The organism is Pseudomonas cerasi (assembly GCF_027983475.1).
Classification (GTDB): domain Bacteria; phylum Pseudomonadota; class Gammaproteobacteria; order Pseudomonadales; family Pseudomonadaceae; genus Aquipseudomonas; species Aquipseudomonas cerasi.
In genome coordinates, this window is the sequence record NZ_JAQJVM010000003.1 from 206,071 (window position 1) to 223,142 (window position 17,072).

The 17,072-nt window shown below is 61.6% G+C and carries 13 protein-coding genes and 1 pseudogene; 6 read left to right on the plus strand and 8 right to left on the minus strand.

The features are described 5' to 3' along the window. Positions 1-54: 54 nt before the first annotated feature. The 3 genes and pseudogenes from PI739_RS24925 to PI739_RS17165 all read right to left on the minus strand — a co-directional run bounded on the left by PI739_RS24925 (position 55) and on the right by PI739_RS17165 (position 3,137). A complete protein-coding gene (locus PI739_RS24925) occupies positions 55-915 on the minus strand; it encodes a methyl-accepting chemotaxis protein (RefSeq protein ID WP_371124977.1) in 861 nt (286 codons plus the stop codon). Next, positions 910-2,031 (minus strand): annotated as a pseudogene (locus PI739_RS24930) (Cache 3/Cache 2 fusion domain-containing protein); the annotation flags it as partial. The pseudogene PI739_RS24930 and the gene PI739_RS24925, both read right to left, overlap by 6 nt. Before the next feature lie 185 nt (positions 2,032-2,216). Continuing rightward, on the minus strand, positions 2,217-3,137 hold the full coding sequence (locus PI739_RS17165) for a LysR substrate-binding domain-containing protein (RefSeq protein WP_003367689.1): 921 nt from the start codon (positions 3,135-3,137) through the stop codon (positions 2,217-2,219). A gap of 166 nt (positions 3,138-3,303) precedes the next feature. Between PI739_RS17165 and PI739_RS17170 the strand changes: the two genes are divergently transcribed. After that, positions 3,304-4,686 (plus strand): NorM family multidrug efflux MATE transporter, encoded by a 1,383-nt coding sequence (locus tag PI739_RS17170; protein ID WP_003367688.1) that lies wholly within the window; start codon positions 3,304-3,306, stop codon positions 4,684-4,686. Positions 4,687-4,698: 12 nt separating this feature from the next. Here the strand turns inward: PI739_RS17170 and PI739_RS17175 are convergent, their stop codons facing one another. Further along, positions 4,699-6,363 carry a putative bifunctional diguanylate cyclase/phosphodiesterase gene (locus PI739_RS17175; RefSeq protein ID WP_271352054.1) on the minus strand — a complete coding sequence of 555 codons (1,665 nt, stop codon included), beginning with the start codon at positions 6,361-6,363 and terminating at the stop codon, positions 4,699-4,701. Positions 6,364-6,567: 204 nt separating this feature from the next. Here PI739_RS17175 and rep point away from each other — a divergent pair, with 204 nt between their 5' ends. Together rep and PI739_RS17185 are read left to right on the plus strand one after the other, a co-directional pair. Next, positions 6,568-8,577, plus strand: a complete 2,010-nt coding sequence (gene rep / locus PI739_RS17180; protein ID WP_003401585.1) for a DNA helicase Rep — start codon at positions 6,568-6,570, stop codon at positions 8,575-8,577. Between the two features lie 51 nt (positions 8,578-8,628). After that, on the plus strand, positions 8,629-9,198 hold the full coding sequence (locus tag PI739_RS17185; RefSeq protein ID WP_044309668.1) for a xanthine phosphoribosyltransferase: 570 nt from the start codon (positions 8,629-8,631) through the stop codon (positions 9,196-9,198). A 314-nt stretch (positions 9,199-9,512) separates the two neighbouring features. On the opposite strand, the gene PI739_RS17190 is transcribed toward PI739_RS17185, so the two are convergent. Then, positions 9,513-10,832 (minus strand): sigma-54 interaction domain-containing protein, encoded by a 1,320-nt coding sequence (locus tag PI739_RS17190; RefSeq protein ID WP_003435145.1) that lies wholly within the window; start codon positions 10,830-10,832, stop codon positions 9,513-9,515. A gap of 264 nt (positions 10,833-11,096) precedes the next feature. On the opposite strand from PI739_RS17190, the gene PI739_RS17195 reads away from it, so the two are divergent. Genes PI739_RS17195 through PI739_RS17205 form a run of 3 tightly spaced genes read left to right on the plus strand, consistent with a single transcriptional unit; the run spans position 11,097 to position 14,067 of the window. Next, positions 11,097-11,981 (plus strand): MBL fold metallo-hydrolase, encoded by an 885-nt coding sequence (locus PI739_RS17195; RefSeq protein WP_003367681.1) that lies wholly within the window; start codon positions 11,097-11,099, stop codon positions 11,979-11,981. Between the two features lie 27 nt (positions 11,982-12,008). After that, positions 12,009-13,262 (plus strand): NAD(P)/FAD-dependent oxidoreductase, encoded by a 1,254-nt coding sequence (locus tag PI739_RS17200; RefSeq protein WP_271352055.1) that lies wholly within the window; start codon positions 12,009-12,011, stop codon positions 13,260-13,262. Beyond that, positions 13,255-14,067, plus strand: coding sequence for a sulfite exporter TauE/SafE family protein (locus PI739_RS17205; protein ID WP_003435140.1), 813 nt, complete (start codon positions 13,255-13,257; stop codon positions 14,065-14,067). Before PI739_RS17200 ends, PI739_RS17205 begins: the two co-directional genes overlap by 8 nt. 267 nt (positions 14,068-14,334) lie before the next feature. On the opposite strand, the gene PI739_RS17210 is transcribed toward PI739_RS17205, so the two are convergent. From PI739_RS17210 to cysT, 3 genes are read right to left on the minus strand one after another with little or no spacing between them, the layout of a single operon-like run. After that, entirely contained in the window at positions 14,335-15,315 is a 981-nt protein-coding gene (locus PI739_RS17210; protein WP_002551393.1) for a sulfate/molybdate ABC transporter ATP-binding protein, read from the minus strand. Positions 15,316-15,317: 2 nt separating this feature from the next. Next, the gene (gene cysW, locus PI739_RS17215; RefSeq protein WP_002551394.1) at positions 15,318-16,190 is read right to left on the minus strand and encodes a sulfate ABC transporter permease subunit CysW; all 873 of its coding nucleotides are present in this window, start codon (positions 16,188-16,190) and stop codon (positions 15,318-15,320) included. Between the two features lie 13 nt (positions 16,191-16,203). Beyond that, a complete protein-coding gene (cysT, locus tag PI739_RS17220; protein WP_003367677.1) occupies positions 16,204-17,025 on the minus strand; it encodes a sulfate ABC transporter permease subunit CysT in 822 nt (273 codons plus the stop codon). Between the last annotated feature and the right edge of the window lie 47 nt (positions 17,026-17,072).

Genomic DNA, 17,072 nt, shown 5'->3' on the forward strand with positions numbered 1-17,072 from the left:
AAGCGTCTGGTACAGCGTGCCAACGCCGAGCATTGGCACACTGTTCGGTCAGTCTTATCGGAACCGGTCAACCTCGTGACGCAGTTCTGTAGCCAGGCCATTCAGCTCCTGAGCAGTGATGGCGAGGTTGGACATGACCTGGCGCTGTTCGCTGTTGGCCATGGCGATGCTTTGCAGGTTGCTGCTGAGCATGGTCGCGGTGCTGCTTTGTTCCTGGGTGGCGGTGGTGATGGCGGCGAACTGGTGACCGGCCGAGCGGCTTTGCTCGTCGATCTGGGCCAGTGCGGAGGCCACTTTGGCGTTGAGCGACAGGCCTTCCTGCATCAGTGTGTTGCCCTGCTGCATGGTGCTGATGGCGTTGCCGGTTTCTTGCTGGATGCTGGCGATCATGCCGGAAATCTCATCGGTGGCTTCACGGGTGCGCGAGGCCAGGCTGCGGACTTCGTCAGCCACCACGGCAAAGCCGCGACCCTGCTCACCGGCGCGTGCGGCCTCGATGGCAGCGTTGAGCGCGAGCAGGTTGGTCTGGTCGGCAATCGAGGTAATCACCCCGACGATGCTACCGATTTCCTGCGAGCGCTGACCCAGCGTGTCGATGACTTTCGCGGTGCTGCTCAGCGAAGTGGCGATCTGTTGCAGCGACGACGAAGCCTCTTCCATCGAAGTACGACCAATGCGTGTCTGCTGGGCATTTTCCTGTGCCAGTCGTTCGGTATTGCCCATGTTGTCGGCAATGTTCATCGACGTGGCGCTGAACTCTTCGACCGCACCGGCCATGCTGGTGATCTCGCCGGATTGCTGCTCCATGCCCTCGAACGCACCGCCCGACAGGCCGGACAATGCGTTGGCGCGGGTGCTGACTTCCTGCGCCGCAGTACGGATATGCGCGACCATCGATGACAACGCTTCGCTCATCTTGTTGAAGCTGCCCGACAACTGCCCGATCTCGTCATTGCTGGTCACATTCAGGCGTACGCTGAGGTCGCCTGCACCCAGTGCGTCGGCCTGGCGTACCAGTTCGGACAGTGGACGCAGCTTGCTGCGCAACAGCCAGATGGCACTGATCACCGCGATCAGCATGGCCAGCAGACTGCCGATCGCCAGTTGCGTGCCGACGTGCCAGGTCACTTCACTGATTTCCTTGCGCGGCATGCTGGCGATGACGGTCCAGGGGCCGCCAGCGAACGGCTGGCCGACGCTGTAATAGTTGTCATCACCGTCATCCCAGAACTGCGCCTTGCCCGGTTTGCTGGCAAGGTCGGCCACTGACTTCGCGGCACCGTCGAGGGATTTGACGCCTGCCGGTGGCACCAGCCAGGTGCCCTTGTCGTCGAGCAGCGCCAGCGAGCCGGTAGAGCCGATACGGAAGCTCTTGAGGTTATCGAACTGGGTCTTCTGTGCATCGGTGTAATCGAACCCTACAAACAGCGCCGCAATGATCTTGCCGCTGCTGTCGCGAACCGGGCTGTACTGGGTCATGTAGTAGCGATCAAACAACACCGCCTTGCCGACATAGCTCTGCCCGGCCATCAGACGCTCGTAGGCTGCGCCCTTGCGATCCAGTACCGTGCCGATGGCGCGCGTGCCATCCTGCTTGCTCAGGGAGGTGCTGATACGGATGAAGTCGTCGCCGCTGCGCACGAAAATGGTTGCCACACCTGCGGTCATCGAGCGGAATTCGTCGACTTCGGTAAAGTCGTTGTTCAGCACGGCATCACGCAGCAACAGGCCTGGCGTGGACGTGCCCGCCACCGTGACCGGCTTGTCGGGTTGCAGGCTCAGGCCATCGGCGAAGCGTTTTTCGAACAGTCCACTCAGGCGCTGAGTACTGTCGCGCAGCGTGCTGTGGAAGGTGTTGAGCTGGTCAGCGAGGAGCCTGGCTTCACTCGACATGTGCTCTTCACGAATGACCAGGTTGGACGCGTCCAGAGACCTCAACGCGAACAGGGTACTACCACTGATAACCACCGCCAGGATCACGGCCAGAGCAATACCAAGTTGCGAAGCAATTCGGGTACGAGGCTTGGACATAGAGACTCCGTGCCGAATGATTGGAGTTGCCGGGTCCGTGGCTTATCATTCAGCTGATAGATTTAGTTGGTGTTTTACGCCGTTTGAACGAGCAATCGTTAAGCAATGCTTCGGCCATCAAGGTCGTTACTTGAGAGCGGAGCGAGACATTAACAAATGATGGCAGTTCAATACTAAACTAAATTTTAATAGAGTACTTCAACTAACGGCAACTTCATGGCGCCCACCTCCGCCTTGAGAAAATCGCTGAGGCGTCGCAACCGCTCTGCGCCGGGCCTTGTACGCGGCCAGACCAGATAATAGTTTTCGCCACTGAACACCGCCGTGCGCCACGGCAGACTCAGACGGGCCTGCGCCACGTCCTCGGCGACCATCAGCAGATCACCCATCGACACACCGTAGCCGCGTGCGGCGGCAATCATTCCCAGCTCGAGGGTGTCGAATACTTGCCCTCCTTTGAGCGACACCTGATCAGCCAGACCCATGCGGTTCAACCAGGTGCGCCAGTCACGACGGTCAGGAGTGGGGTGCAGCAACTCAGCCTTTGCCAGCCGCTCCACGTCCCATGGCGGGTCCTGCAACAACGTGGGTGCGCCGACCGGAATCAGCAACTCGGGAAACAATAATGTGGCGTCCCAGTCCGACGGGAAATGACCCTGGCTGAGCAGAATCGCGCAGTCAAAAGGCTCCTGGGTAAAGTCCACCGCATCGATTTCCATCCACGCGCTGGTCAGTTGCACTTCGTTGCCCACCTGAAGGTGACGGAAACGGCTGAGCCGCGCGAGCAGCCAGCGCATGGTCAGGGTCGACGGGGCTTTCATGCGCAGAATGCCCTCCTCGGTCTGCAGGGTGCTGCAGGCGCGTTCCAGTGCCAGGAACCCATCGCGCACACCGGGCAACAGCGCGCGTGCCGATTCGGTGAGCTGCAAGTTACGCCCGTTACGCTGAAACAAGCGGCAGGCAAAGTGCTCTTCCAGCGTACGAATATGACGGCTTACTGCACTTTGGGTGATCGAAAGTTCCTCGGCCGCGCGGGTAAACGAGGTATGCCGCGCAGCCGCTTCAAAAGCCCTTAGTGCATAAAGAGGGGGGAGACTGCGAGGCATGGGGCGCTTCCTGCGGACGATGAACGGCTACTTTACTGCAAATGCTGAAAATTGCTTCAGATGAGTTTTAGTCATGCTGAGCATCGGATTTATCGTTTTGTGTTTAGTCGAGCAACTGCCCAGAATACGTCGCTCAATCGTCCCTTTGCCGTAGAGCACCGTCACCATGCAGCCGTCCGCCCTCAAAGAACTCTGGATCATCCTGCGCCTGGCGGGGCCGCTGATTGCGTCACAGATGGCGCACATGCTGATGGTCTTCACCGACACCGTGATGATGGGCAAGATCGGACCGGAGGCCTTGGCGGGCGGTGGTCTGGGCGCTGCCACGTACAGCTTTGTGTCGTTCTTTTGCGTCGGCGTGATGGCAGCGGTCGGTACGCTGGTCTCGATCCGTCACGGTGCTGGTGACGCTGAAGGCGCGACCCGTCTGACCCAGGCCGGTCTGTGGCTGGCCTGGGGCATGGCGCTGGTTGCCGCGCTGTTGCTGTGGAACCTCGAACCCATCCTGTTGCAGTTCGGTCAGGCCGAAGCCAACGTGCATATGGCGGCTCAATTTCTGATCACCCTGCCCTTCGCCCTGCCCGGCCTGCTCAGCTTCATGGCATTGCGCGGCTTCACCAGCGCACTGGGTCGAGCGGGGCCGGTGATGACCATCAGCCTGGCCGGTGCGGCAGCGAACTTCGTGCTCAATTACGCATTGATCCATCAATGGCTGGGACTGCCCAACCTCGGGCTGATGGGGATCGGGCTGGTCACCGCGATCGTCACCAACTGCATGGCCCTGGCCCTGGCGCTGCATATCAGGTGGCATCCGGCTTACGCGGCGTACCCGATCAGAAAGGGGCTTTCGAAACTGTCGCGCAGTCATCTGGGCGAGCTGTGGCGGCTCGGTCTGCCGATTGGCGGCACCTATGCAGTGGAAGTCGGCCTGTTCACCTTTGCCGCGTTCTGCATGGGCGCGATGGGCAGCACGCAGATGGCGGCGCACCAGATCGCCCTGCAGACCGTGTCCATGGCGTTCATGGTTCCGGTGGGGATGTCCTATGCGGTCACCATGCGTATCGGCCAGCATTATGGCGCGGGCAACCTGGTGATGGTGCGCATGGCCGGTCGTCTGGGCATCGGTTTTGGCGGCTGTGTGATGCTGATGTTCGGGCTGCTGTTCTGGCTGGCACCGCATCTGGTCATCGGTCTGTTTCTGGATATCAACGACCCGGCGTTTGCCGAGATCGTCGTACTGGCGGCAAAACTGCTGGCCATTGCCGCCCTGTTCGAGTTCTTCGACGGCACCCAGACCATTGCCATGGGCGCCATTCGTGGGCTCAAGGATGCACGCACCACCTTCCTGATCGGCCTGGGTTGCTACTGGCTGATCGCCGCGCCTGCCGCGTGGTTGCTCGGTTTCTCTACCGATGCCGGCGCTTCGGGCGTGTGGTGGGGGCTGGCGCTGGGCCTGTTCTGCTCGGCCGTGGCGCTGACCTACGCGTTCGAATGGAAGACGGCTCGGCTGTTGCGTCGGGACGCGGCCGGGGTGGCGGTGCCGGGCTGATCCGGCGCACCGTCACCCGGATCTGGATGTATCTGCGTGCACGGCTTGCGAGCGCAGATAGGTCACCAGTTCTTCCACCGGCAGTGGCCTGCTGATCAGATAGCCTTGCACCTGATTGCAGCCGAAACTGCGCAGCAACTCCAGTTGCCCGGCGGTTTCCACGCCCTCGGCGACTACTTCCAGGTTCAGGTTGTGCGCCAGATTGATCATGGCGTTGACCAGCTTGCGGTTCTCTTCGCGTAACTCCATCTGCGCGACAAAGCCCATGTCGATCTTGAGCAGCGCGATGGGCAGGCTGTTGAGGTGCATGAACGACGAATAGCCGGTGCCGAAATCATCCAGCGAAAAGCGCACGCCCAGTTGCCGCAATGCGTCCATGGTCTGCCGGACCTGGTCGCTGCGCCGCATGACGGCGGTTTCGGTCAGTTCGAATTCCAGCCAGCGCGCGTCGACATCGTGTTCCGCGATGAGGCGATTCAAGGTCGGCAGCAGCTGGCTGTCCTGAAACTGCCGGAACGACAGATTGATCGCCATGTGCAGTGGGGCAAAGCCTTGTTCGCGCAGGGCCTGCATGTCACGCAGTGCGCGGAAGATGACCCAGTAGCCGAGCGGCACGATCAGGCCGCTTTGCTCGGCCAGTGGCACGAATTCGCTGGGCGGCAGCAGCCCGCGTTCCTGATGGCGCCAGCGCACCAGCGCTTCCAGGCCGACAATACGCCCGCTGTCCAGGCACAGGCGCGGCTGGTAATGAAGTTCCAGCTCATCGCGGCGCAAGGCGCGTCGCAGTTCACCTTCCAGATCGGCGAGGCTGCGGGCGTTGCGGTTGATGCGCTCGTCGAACAGGTGATAGGTACAGCCCTGCATGCTCTTGGCCTGACGCATGGCGATATGCGCATGCCACATCAGCGGGTCGACTTCGGGCTGGGCTTGCGAATGCGCAATGCCCAGGCTGCAACCCAGCAGCAGGCTTTCGCCATCGACCCAATAGGGTTCGGCCAGCACGTCAGTGATACGTTCGGCCATTTGCAGGGCACGTTCGGGGGTTGCTCGGGTGTCAATCAACAGGGCGAATTCGTCGCCCCCCAGGCGGGCGATCTGATCACCGGCATCGAGCTGGTTTTTCAAGCGCGCCACGACTTGCAGGATCAGCCGGTCCCCGGCCTGATGCCCCAGTGCATCGTTGGCGCGGCGAAAATTGTCCAGGTCCAGATGCCCCAGCGCCACACTGCCGCCTTCGCTCAAGCGCGCCGAGAGCAGCGCCTGAAATCCCTGGCGGTTGGCGATGCCGGTCAACGGGTCCTGGCCGACCAGGCGTCGCAGGCTGTCTTCCAGGCGACTGCGCTCGTGGACATAGCGCAGGCAGCGCCGAAGCGTGTCACCGGTCAAGGCATCGCGCACCAGCCAGTCACTGACGCCGGTCGGTCCGACCAATGGTTCGGTCTCGAGCAGCACCACGGTAGGCAACAGGCAGGCCCCGGTCCTGGGCTGCAGATCAGGGGTGGTCAGCAGCACGGTATTGCGCTCGTTAGCGTATCGGGCGCTGAAAACGTCCCAGTTCGCGCCATGCAGAAGTATCACGTTGCTTCCCGGCGCAGTGAGGCAGCCGCTAAGCAGCGCCTGCCAGAAGGGCTCGTGCGCCAATAACAGCAATCGCAAGGGTTCGACAGGTGTAGGCAATCTAACTTCCTAAGTGCAAAGGAAAAACCGGTGGCCGCACTCTCGCAGGAGCGCGACAAATACACGTATCGCGCGTCGCGGCGCAAATGTAACAAAAACAGAAGAATTAGATAGCTGTCACTGTCCGACGACGATGAGCACTGCACAAAGCCGTGGGCCTGTTAAAATGCCCGACCTTTTTTGCAGACGACTCTTCATATCGCCATGTCCCGACTCAATCCCCGGCAGCAGGAAGCCGTGAACTACGTCGGCGGCCCTCTTTTGGTGCTCGCCGGTGCCGGTTCCGGCAAGACCAGCGTGATCACCCGCAAGATCGCTCATCTGATCCAGAACTGCGGTATTCGTGCCCAGTACATTGTCGCCATGACCTTCACCAACAAGGCCGCGCGCGAGATGAAAGAGCGGGTCGGCACGCTGCTCAGAGGCGGCGAAGGACGTGGCCTGACGGTTTCGACCTTCCACAACCTGGGTCTGAACATCATCCGCAAGGAGCACACGCGGCTGGGCTACAAACCGGGCTTCTCGATCTTTGACGAGACCGACGTCAAGGCGCTGATGACCGACATCATGCAGAAAGAGTATTCCGGCGACGACGGCGTCGACGAAATCAAGAACATGATCGGCTCATGGAAAAACGACCTGATCCTGCCCGCCGAGGCGCTGGAAAACGCCCGCAACCCCAAGGAACAGACTGCCGCCATCGTCTACACCCACTATCAGCGCACGCTCAAGGCGTACAACGCGGTGGACTTCGACGATCTGATTCTGTTGCCGGTCAAGCTGTTCCAGGAACACGCCGACATCCTGGAAAAATGGCAGAACAAGGTGCGTTACCTGCTGGTGGACGAATATCAGGACACCAACGCCAGCCAGTACCTGCTGGTGAAGCTGCTGATCGGTACACGCCATCAGTTCACCGTGGTGGGCGACGACGACCAGTCGATCTACGCCTGGCGTGGTGCGCGGCCGGAAAACCTGATGCTGCTCAAGGACGACTACCCGTCGTTGAAAGTGGTCATGCTGGAGCAGAACTACCGTTCCACCAGCCGAATCCTGCGCTGCGCCAACGTGCTGATCTCCAACAACCCGCACGCCTTCGAAAAACAACTGTGGTCCGAGATGGGCCATGGCGACGAGATCCGCGTGATCCGCTGCCGTAACGAAGACGCCGAGGCCGAGCGGGTGGCCATGGAAATCCTCACCCTGCACCTGCGCACCGACCGCCCGTACAGCGATTTCGCCATCCTCTATCGCGGCAACTACCAGGCCAAGCTGATCGAGCTGAAATTGCAGCACCACCAGGTGCCGTATCGACTGTCGGGCGGCAACAGCTTCTTCGGCCGCCAGGAAGTGAAAGACCTGATGGCCTATTTCCGGCTGCTGGTGAACCCGGACGACGATAACGCCTTCCTGCGGGTGATCAACGTTCCGCGTCGCGAGATCGGCTCGACCACGCTGGAAAAGCTCGGTAATTACGCCACCGAGCGCAAAGTGTCGATGTACGCCGCCACCGACGAGATCGGCCTGGGCGAGCATCTGGACAGTCGATTCACCGACCGTTTGCAACGCTTCAAGCGCTGGATGGACGGGGTGCGCCAGCAGTGCGCGCAGAACGATCCCATCGCCGCGCTGCGCAGCATGGTCATGGACATCGACTACGAGAACTGGTTGCGGCAGAACAGCTCCAGCGAAAAGGCTGCCGATTACCGGATGAGCAACGTCTGGTTCCTGATCGAGGCGCTGAAAAACACGCTGGAAAAGGACGAAGAAGGTGGCATGACCATCGAGGAAGCCATCGGCAAGCTGGTCCTGCGCGACATGCTCGAACGTCAGCAGGAAGAGGAAGACGGTGCCGAAGGTGTGCAGATGATGACCTTGCACGCCTCCAAGGGGCTGGAATTCCCTTATGTGTTCATCATGGGCATGGAAGAAGAAATCCTGCCACACCGCTCCAGCATCGAGGCCGACACCATCGAAGAAGAGCGCCGCCTGGCCTACGTGGGTATCACCCGCGCACGGCAGACCCTGGCCTTCACCTTCGCCGCCAAGCGCAAGCAGTATGGTGAAATCATCGACTGCGCGCCGAGCCGCTTTCTGGATGAGCTGCCCCCGGACGACCTGGCCTGGGAAGGCAATGACGACACACCGACGGAAGTCAAAGCGGTTCGCGGCAACACTGCGCTTGCCGACATTCGCGCCATGCTGAAACGCTAGCCGACACAATATTGATCATTTATTGCGCAATGGCGCAGCCAAGGAATTGAAGTGGAAGCACTGCACAAGAAAATTCGCGAAGAAGGCATCGTATTGTCCGATCAGGTGCTGAAGGTCGATGCGTTTCTCAACCATCAGATCGACCCGGCCCTGATGAAGGAAATCGGCGACGAATTCGCCCGACTGTTCGCCGACGCTGGCGTGACCAAGATCGTGACCATCGAAGCTTCCGGTATCGCGCCGGCAGTCATGGCAGGCTTGAAAATGGGCGTGCCGGTGATCTTCGCCCGCAAGCACCAGTCCCTGACCCTGACCGAAAACCTGCTGTCGGCGACCGTGTACTCGTTCACCAAGCAGGTGGAAAGCACCGTGGCCATCTCGCCGCGCCATCTGAGCAGCGACGACAAGGTGCTGATCATCGATGACTTCCTGGCCAACGGCAAAGCTTCGCAGGCGCTGATCTCGATCATCAAACAGGCCGGCGCCACGGTAGCTGGGTTGGGTATCGTGATCGAGAAGTCCTTCCAAGGCGGCCGCGCCGAGCTGGACGCCCAGGGCTATCGCGTTGAATCCCTGGCGCGGGTCGAGTCTTTGGCTGGTGGGGTTGTGACGTTCAAGTAAGCCCCTCGAGGGCGGACGCAGAGCGTCCGGAAAAGGCATGCGACGCGGAGCGCCGCACGATAGTTGTGATGATCGTTCCTCACGCTCCAGCGTGGGAATGCAGGTCTCGACGCTCTGCGTCGTCAAGAGGACGCGGAGCGTCCGGAAAGGCATGCGACGCAGAGCGCCGCACGATAGTTGCGATGATCGTTCCTCACGCTCCAGCGTGGGAATGCAGTTCTCGACGCTCTGCGTCGTCAAGAGGACGCGGAGCGTCCAGAACGGTATGCGACGCGGAGCGCCGCACGATAGTTGTGATGATCGTTCCTCACGCTTCAGCGCGGAATCCCTAGGGCACGCAAACGTCGGTACAGGGTGCGTTCGCTCAGTCCCAGCTCTCTGGCGAGCTCACTGCGCGAGCCATTGAACACTCGCAGTGCATGGGCGAGTTTCTCCAGGCCGTCGTCCTGCTGGCGGTACTTCACACCACCCGCTTCGCCCTGGCCGCGCACCTCGACGGGCAGGTCCTGCGCGCGAATGATGCCGTCGTCGGTAAATAAACGGGCGCGTTCGAGTATGTTGCGCAGCTCGCGAATGTTGCCGGGGTAACTGTACAAACTCAGCAGCTTCATGGCCTCGGCGTCGACACGCGGAGCAGCGCCGGGCGCGATGCGTTGCAGCAGGCTGTCGATCAGCAGCGGCAGGTCATCACTGCGTTCACGCAGGGCCGGCAGGCGAATCGGAAAGGCGCTGATGCGGTAAAACAAATCCTGACGAAAGCTGCCGTCGGCGACCATCTCCCGGAGCGGTTTGTGCGTGGCCACCACCAGCCGAAAATCCGAGTGCACCGTGCGCAGGCTGCCCACCGGACGAAAACTGCCCGATTCGATCAGCCTCAACAGCTTGACCTGCATGGCCAGCGGCACCTCACCAATCTCATCAAGAAACAGCGTCCCGCCATGAGCGGCTTCAGCCAGACCGGTCTTGCGCTGCAATGCGCCCGTGAATGCGCCCTTCTCATAGCCGAACAGCTCGCTCTCCAGCAGGGTTTCGGTAAGCCCCGTGCAGTCGACCACCACCAGCGGCCCGGCGGACCTGGCGCTGCTGGCGTGCAGTGCGCGCGCGAACAATTCCTTGCCGGTGCCCGACTCGCCCTGCAGTAACACCGGAATCTGCGCGGGCGCCGCACGTTGCAGAGCGCTCAGCACCTCCTTGAACGCCGCCGAGCGCCCCACCAGCCCGTGTTGCTGCGGCTGGACGGATGCCACCGCCACCGAGCTCAGTCGCTCGACATAAGCGATCACCTCACCCTGATCATCGAGAATCGGCCGCAGCTCGACATCCACATGCTCGGGGCCGCGCGGTGTGTGATGAATGTGCAGCAGACGCTCCGGAAGCCGTGTTTCATGGGCCTTGCGCATCGGGCAATGCTCGCCGGCCTGATCGCATGGCACCGCAAACTGATGCGACACCCGATAACACTTCTCGCCCACATGCGGCGTGCCTTCGACGCCGAACTGGCGCTGGTAGGCGGTGTTGGCGGCAATGATGTTGTAGTCGGTGTCGAGCACGATGGTCGGTCGCAGATCATGCTCGAGGTATGACACCAGCGACTGCATGCGACTGCCGGGAAAATCGGTGGCGATGAGGTTCATGGGGGCTCCTGTGGGCTGGGCGCAGCTTAACCCATCCGTCTGCCAGCGTGTGCCATGGACTGCCAAATGACTGCCAGAATGTGGCAGTCCGCAGGTTTGTCAGTTGATCCAGGTGCTCTTAAAGAATTCCTAATGCCTTTATTTACTGGGCTGAACAGGCTTTGCAGTGATTGGCATGGTTATTGAGACATCATGGCAACGACTGCCAACCGTCCGGCCTGGCCAAACGGGCCTTGAGGCGATTTACAGCCATGGGAATTGCACATGATCATCGGTGAAAAACTCCATGTCGAAGCGCTCTTCGACACGCATACCTGGACCATCAGCTATCTGGTGATGGACCTGCACAGCAAGCAATGTGCGCTGATCGACAGCGTGCTCGATTACGACCCCAAGTCCGGCCGCACCAGGACCGAGTCTGCCGACCGGATGATCGAACGGGCGCAGGCGCTGGGCGCCTCGGTGCAGTGGATTTTCGAAACCCACGTGCACGCTGATCACCTCTCGGCAGCGCCGTATCTGAAACAGAGGCTGGGTGGGCAAATTGTCATTGGCAGCCACATCACCGCCGTGCAGGAAACCTTCGGCACGCTGTTCAACGCGCCGCCTGACTTTGCGCGCAATGGCAGCCAGTTCGATGTGCTGCTGGAAGACAACGCGTCGTTCGCCCTCGGCACGCTTGAGGTCAAGGCCATGCACACGCCCGGGCACACGCCGGCGTGCATGAGTTACCTGGTGCAAGTCGGTGACGCCACGGTCGCGTTTGTCGGCGATACGCTGTTCATGCCTGATTACGGCACCGCCCGGTGTGACTTCCCGGGTGCCGATGCGCGCACGCTGTATCGCTCGATCAAGAAACTGCTGGCGCTGCCGCTGGAGACCCTGCTGTTCATGTGCCACGACTACCTGCCCAATGGCCGTGAGCTGAAATACATGACCACGGTTGCCGAACAGCGCGCCAGCAATATCCATGTGCACGACGGTGTGGATGAAGACGCGTTCGTCGGCATGCGCGAAGCCCGCGACGCGACGCTGGACATGCCGGTGCTGATGCTGCCTGCGGTGCAGGTCAACATGCGCTGCGGACACTTTCCCGAGCCGGAAGACAACGGCGTCGTCTACCTGAAGATCCCGCTCAATGCCCTTTGACCGCTGCCTGCCTTGGGAAACCCTGTGATGAATGCTTCGACAACAACCTGTCAGATCCTGATCGTCGGTGGCGGTGCTGCCGGTATCGCCACTGCCGCAAGCCTGCTCGCCCGCGACGCTACCCTGCAAATCACTTTGGTCGACCCCGCCGATACCCATTATTACCAGCCCGGCTGGACCATGGTCGGTGCGGGGATCTTCACCCCGCAGTCGACGGCGCGCAGCATGGCTTCGCTGATTCCAAAAGGCGTGCAGTGGATCAAGGCTGCAGTAGCGACCTTCGAGCCGCAGCACAATGCGCTGACGCTGGGCGACGGCCGCGTGCTCGGTTATCAGCAACTGGTGGTCTGCCCCGGCCTGAAGCTGGACTGGTCGGCCATCGACGGGCTGGTGGAAACGCTCGGGGCCAATGGCGTGACCTCCAACTATCGCTATGACCTGGCGCCCTACACCTGGAAGCTGGTGCAGAACCTGAAACAGGGCCGCGCGCTGTTCACTCAGCCGCCCATGCCGATCAAGTGCGCCGGTGCGCCACAGAAGGCGATGTACCTGTCCTGCGATCACTGGTTGAAAAGCGGCCGTCTCGCGCAGATCTATACGCAGTTCTACAACGCCGGTGGCGTGCTGTTCGGTGTCGCCGACTATGTGCCAGCGCTGATGAAGTACGTCGAGCGCTACGCCATCGACCTCAGGTTTAGCCATCGGCTGGTCGCCGTCGACGGGCCTGGCAAGCGTGCTACGTTCATCCGCACGCAGGCCGATGGCAGCAGCGAGACCGTCGAGCAAAGCTTCGAAATGTTGCACGTAGTGCCGCCGCAGATTGCCCCCGACTTCATCCGCAGCAGCCCGCTGGCCGATGCCGCAGGCTGGGTGGACGTGGACCCTGCTACGCTGAAGCACCGGCAGTTCGCCAATGTGCATGGCCTGGGCGACGTCACCAATACCAGCAACGCCAAGACCGCCGCAGCGGCACGCAAGCAGGCGCCGGTGGTGGCCAACAACGTGCTGGTCGCGCTGGGTCGTCGGGGTGAATCCGCTGTGTATGACGGTTATGGCTCGTGCCCGTTGACGGTCGAGAAAGGCCGCATTGTGCTGGCCGAATTCACCTATGGCGGCAAGGTCGCGCCGAGCTTTCCGCGCTGGCTGCTGGAGGGTCGCCAGCCGACCCGACTGGCCTGGTGGTTGAAAGCGCGAGTGCTGCCCGCGCTGTACTGGCATGGCATGCTCAAGGGCCGTGAATGGCTGGCCAAACCGAAAAAGGCTGACACCCGGCATGGATGAGCATCAGTTACTGGGCGTTGGTCTGGGAACCATCATCGGCATGGTACTGGCGCTGACCGGAGCGGGGGGCGGCATTCTCGCCGTGCCGCTGCTGGTCTTCGGTCTCGGTCTGTCGATTGTCGAAGCGGCACCTGTCGGTCTGCTGGCCGTAGGGCTGGCGGCGGGGATCGGTGCGGTGCTGGGGCTGCGCCAGGGCATCGTCCGCTATCGCGCGGCCGGGTACATCGCGTCCATTGGTGTGCTGATGGCGCCTCTGGGCCTGTGGCTCGCTCATCGACTGCCCAATACGCCGCTGGCCTTGGTCTTTTCGGTTGTGTTGCTGTACGCCTGTGGACGCATGTTCATCAGGGCCAGCCGCGAATTGCGCCACGGAAAGCCGGCGCCGCGCGCAGAGATCCTGCCCTGCGTGCTCAACCCGTTGCAGGGCCGCCTGCGCTGGACCATGCCCTGCCTGCGCGCACTGACGCTGACCGGCGTGGGCTCCGGGTTGCTGTCTGGTTTGTTGGGGGTTGGCGGCGGGTTCGTGATCATTCCGGCGTTGACCCGCTACAGCGACCTGGACATGAAGAGTGTCGTGGCGACGTCACTGGCGGTGATCGCCCTGGTTTCGACGGGCAGCGTTATCACCGCGTCACTGAGCGGGGTGATGCACTGGGCGGTTGGTGCGCCGTTCGCGCTGGGTGCAGTTGTCGGCCTGATCATCGGCAGACAAGTCGCCCGCTACCTCGCCGGCCCACGCCTGCAACAACTGTTCGCCGTGTGCGGCATCGTCGCGGCGTTCATGCTGGCGTTGTCCGTGCGATAACAGCCCGAGGACGCAGAGCGTCCAGAAAGGCATTCCCACGCGGAGCATGGGAACGATAAAAATCGTGAAGCGACTACCGTGCCAACGCGGAGCGCGGGAATGATGGAAGTCGTGAGGTGACTATCGTGCCAATGCTCCGCGTTGGCATGCAGTTCGTGACGCTCTGCGTCACATGCCCGTGCTGACACCGCGCACTCAAGATCGGACGCAGAGCTTCCAGAAAGGCATTCCCACGCGGAGCATGGGAACGATAGCTGGAGGGCGGGCTTAAAGCTTCTGCCAGACCTTCGGTTTGAAGAACAGCGTCTCGCCCTTGGCCAGGCCCACCAGGCTGTCGTGGTCCTTCACCACTTCGGCCTCGATCAGTTCGCTCTGCCCTTCCACTTTCAGGGTGACCCGCGTCGTCGCGCCCAGTGGGCGGATGTCGCGGACTTCGGCGGCGTGGTGGTCTTCGATTTCCTGGCGGGACAGCGACACCTCATGCGGACGGAACAGCAGGTGACCCTCCTCGCCCAGGCTCAGGCGATTGGAGTCGCCGAGGAAGTGGTAGACGAAGTCGTTGGACGGGTTCTCGTAGACCTCGCCCGGCGAGCCGATCTGCTCGATCACACCCTTGTTCATCACCACGATGCGATCGGCCACTTCCATGGCCTCTTCCTGATCGTGAGTCACGAACACCGAGGTCAGGTTGATGTCCTCGTGCAGGCGCGCCAGCCAGCGACGCAGCTCCTTGCGCACCTTGGCGTCCAGCGCCCCGAACGGCTCGTCCAGCAGCAGCACTTTTGGCTCGACCGCCAGGGCGCGGGCCAGGGCGATGCGCTGGCGCTGTCCACCCGACAGTTGCTCCGGATAACGGTCGGCCAGCCAGTCCAGCTGCACCATGTTCAGCAGCTCATGGACCTTCTCGGCGATCCGTGTCTCGTTCGGGCGCTCGCGTTTGGGCTTCATGCGCAGGCCGAACGCGACGTTATCGAACACCGTCATGTGGCGGAACAGCGCGTAATGCTGGAACACGAACCCGACGTTGCGATCACGCACGTCGTGACCGGACACATCTTCGCCGTGGAACACAATGCTGCCGTCATCCGGGGTTTCCAGACCGGCAATGATGCGCAGCAGGGTGGTCTTGCCGCAGCCTGACGGGCCGAGCAACGCCACCAGCTCGCCACTCTGGATGTCCAGACTGATGTTGTTCAGGGCCTTGAAGGCGTTGAAGTTCTTGCTGACGTTACGGACTTCGATCGACATGATTATTCCTCCGCCGCGTTATGGCGCAGACGGTTAATGCGGGATTCGCTCCACTGCTTGAGCAGCAGGATGAACAGCGCCAGGATCAGCAACAGGCTCGCCACGGCAAAGGCGGCAACGTGGTTGTACTCGTTGTAGAGGATTTCGACGTGCAGCGGCAGGGTGTTGGTGACGCCGCGAATGTGCCCGGAAACCACCGACACCGCGCCAAACTCACCCATCGCCCGCGCCGTACACAGCACCACGCCGTAGATCAGGCCCCATTTGATGTTCGGCACCGTGACGTGCCAGAACATCTGCCAGCCATTGGCGCCCAGCAGCCGTGCGGCCTCTTCTTCCTGAGTGCCCTGCTCCTGCATCAGCGGGATCAGCTCACGCGCAACGAACGGCACGGTGACAAAGATGGTCGCCAGCACGATGCCCGGCAGGGCGAAGACGATCTGGATGTCGTGATCCTGCAACCACGGCCCGAACAGCCCCTGCGCACCGAACATCAGCACGTAAACCAGACCGGCGATGACCGGCGACACCGAGAACGGCAGGTCGATCAGCGTGACCAGAATGCTCTTGCCACGGAACGAGTATTTGCTCACGCACCATGCGGCGCTGACGCCGAACACCAGGTTGAGCGGCACCGAGATCAGTACCGCAATAACCGTCAGCTTCAACGCCGACAGCGCGTCCGGCTCGAGGATCGCGGTAAAGAACGCGCCCAGACCGTTTTTCAGGCCCTGGGACACCACGATGAACAGTGGCAGCCCTAGAAACAGGACGAACACCAGCCAGCACAGGCCGATCAGAATGCGTCGCGACACCGCGCTGCCACGACGGGCGGCGTTGGCAGAGGCGGCGGCTGAAACAGATGAATAAGACATGTTCTGCGCCTCCTCAGGATGGGGTTTCAATGCGCCGCTGCAGCAGGTTGATCAGCAGCAGCAGAATGAAGGACACCACCAGCATCATCACGCCGATAGCGGTTGCGCCGGTGTAGTCGTACTGGTCGAGCTTGACCATGATCAGCAGCGGCAGGATCTCGGTTTTCATCGGCATGTTGCCGGCAATGAAAATCACCGAACCGTACTCGCCCACGCCACGGGCAAACGCCAGGGCGAAGCCGGTCAGCCAGGCAGGCAGCAACGCCGGCACGAGGATGTGGCGAAACACCTGTAACGGACGCGCGCCCAGGCAGGCAGCGGCCTCTTCGACTTCCTTGGGAATATCGGCCAGCACAGGCTGCACGGTGCGCACCACGAACGGCAGGGTGACGAAGGTCAGCGCCAGGGTGATACCCAGCGGGGTGTAGGCGATCTTGAAACCCAGATCAGCCGCGAACTGGCCGACCCAGCCGTTGGGCGCGTACAGCGCTGTCAGGGCGATACCGGCCACTGCGGTGGGCAGGGCGAATGGCAGATCGATCATCGCATCGATGACCTTGCGCCCGGGGAAGGTGTAGCGCACCAGCACCCAGGCCAGCAGTGTGCCGATCACACCGTTGATGAGGGCTGCGTAAAAGGCGGTGCCGAAGCTCAGCTTGAGTGCCGCGATCACGCGTGGTGCCGTGATGATGGTCCAGAACTGATCCCAGGTGAGCTGCGCGGCATGTACGAACATGGCGGCGAGCGGTATTAGCACAATCAGACTGAGGTACACCAAGGTGTAGCCCAGCGTCAGCCCGAAGCCGGGTATGACGGGGGAGATACGACGCGACATAAAAGTCCCTGGTTTCACTTGCACGAAGCCCGGAGGGTAATCCGGGC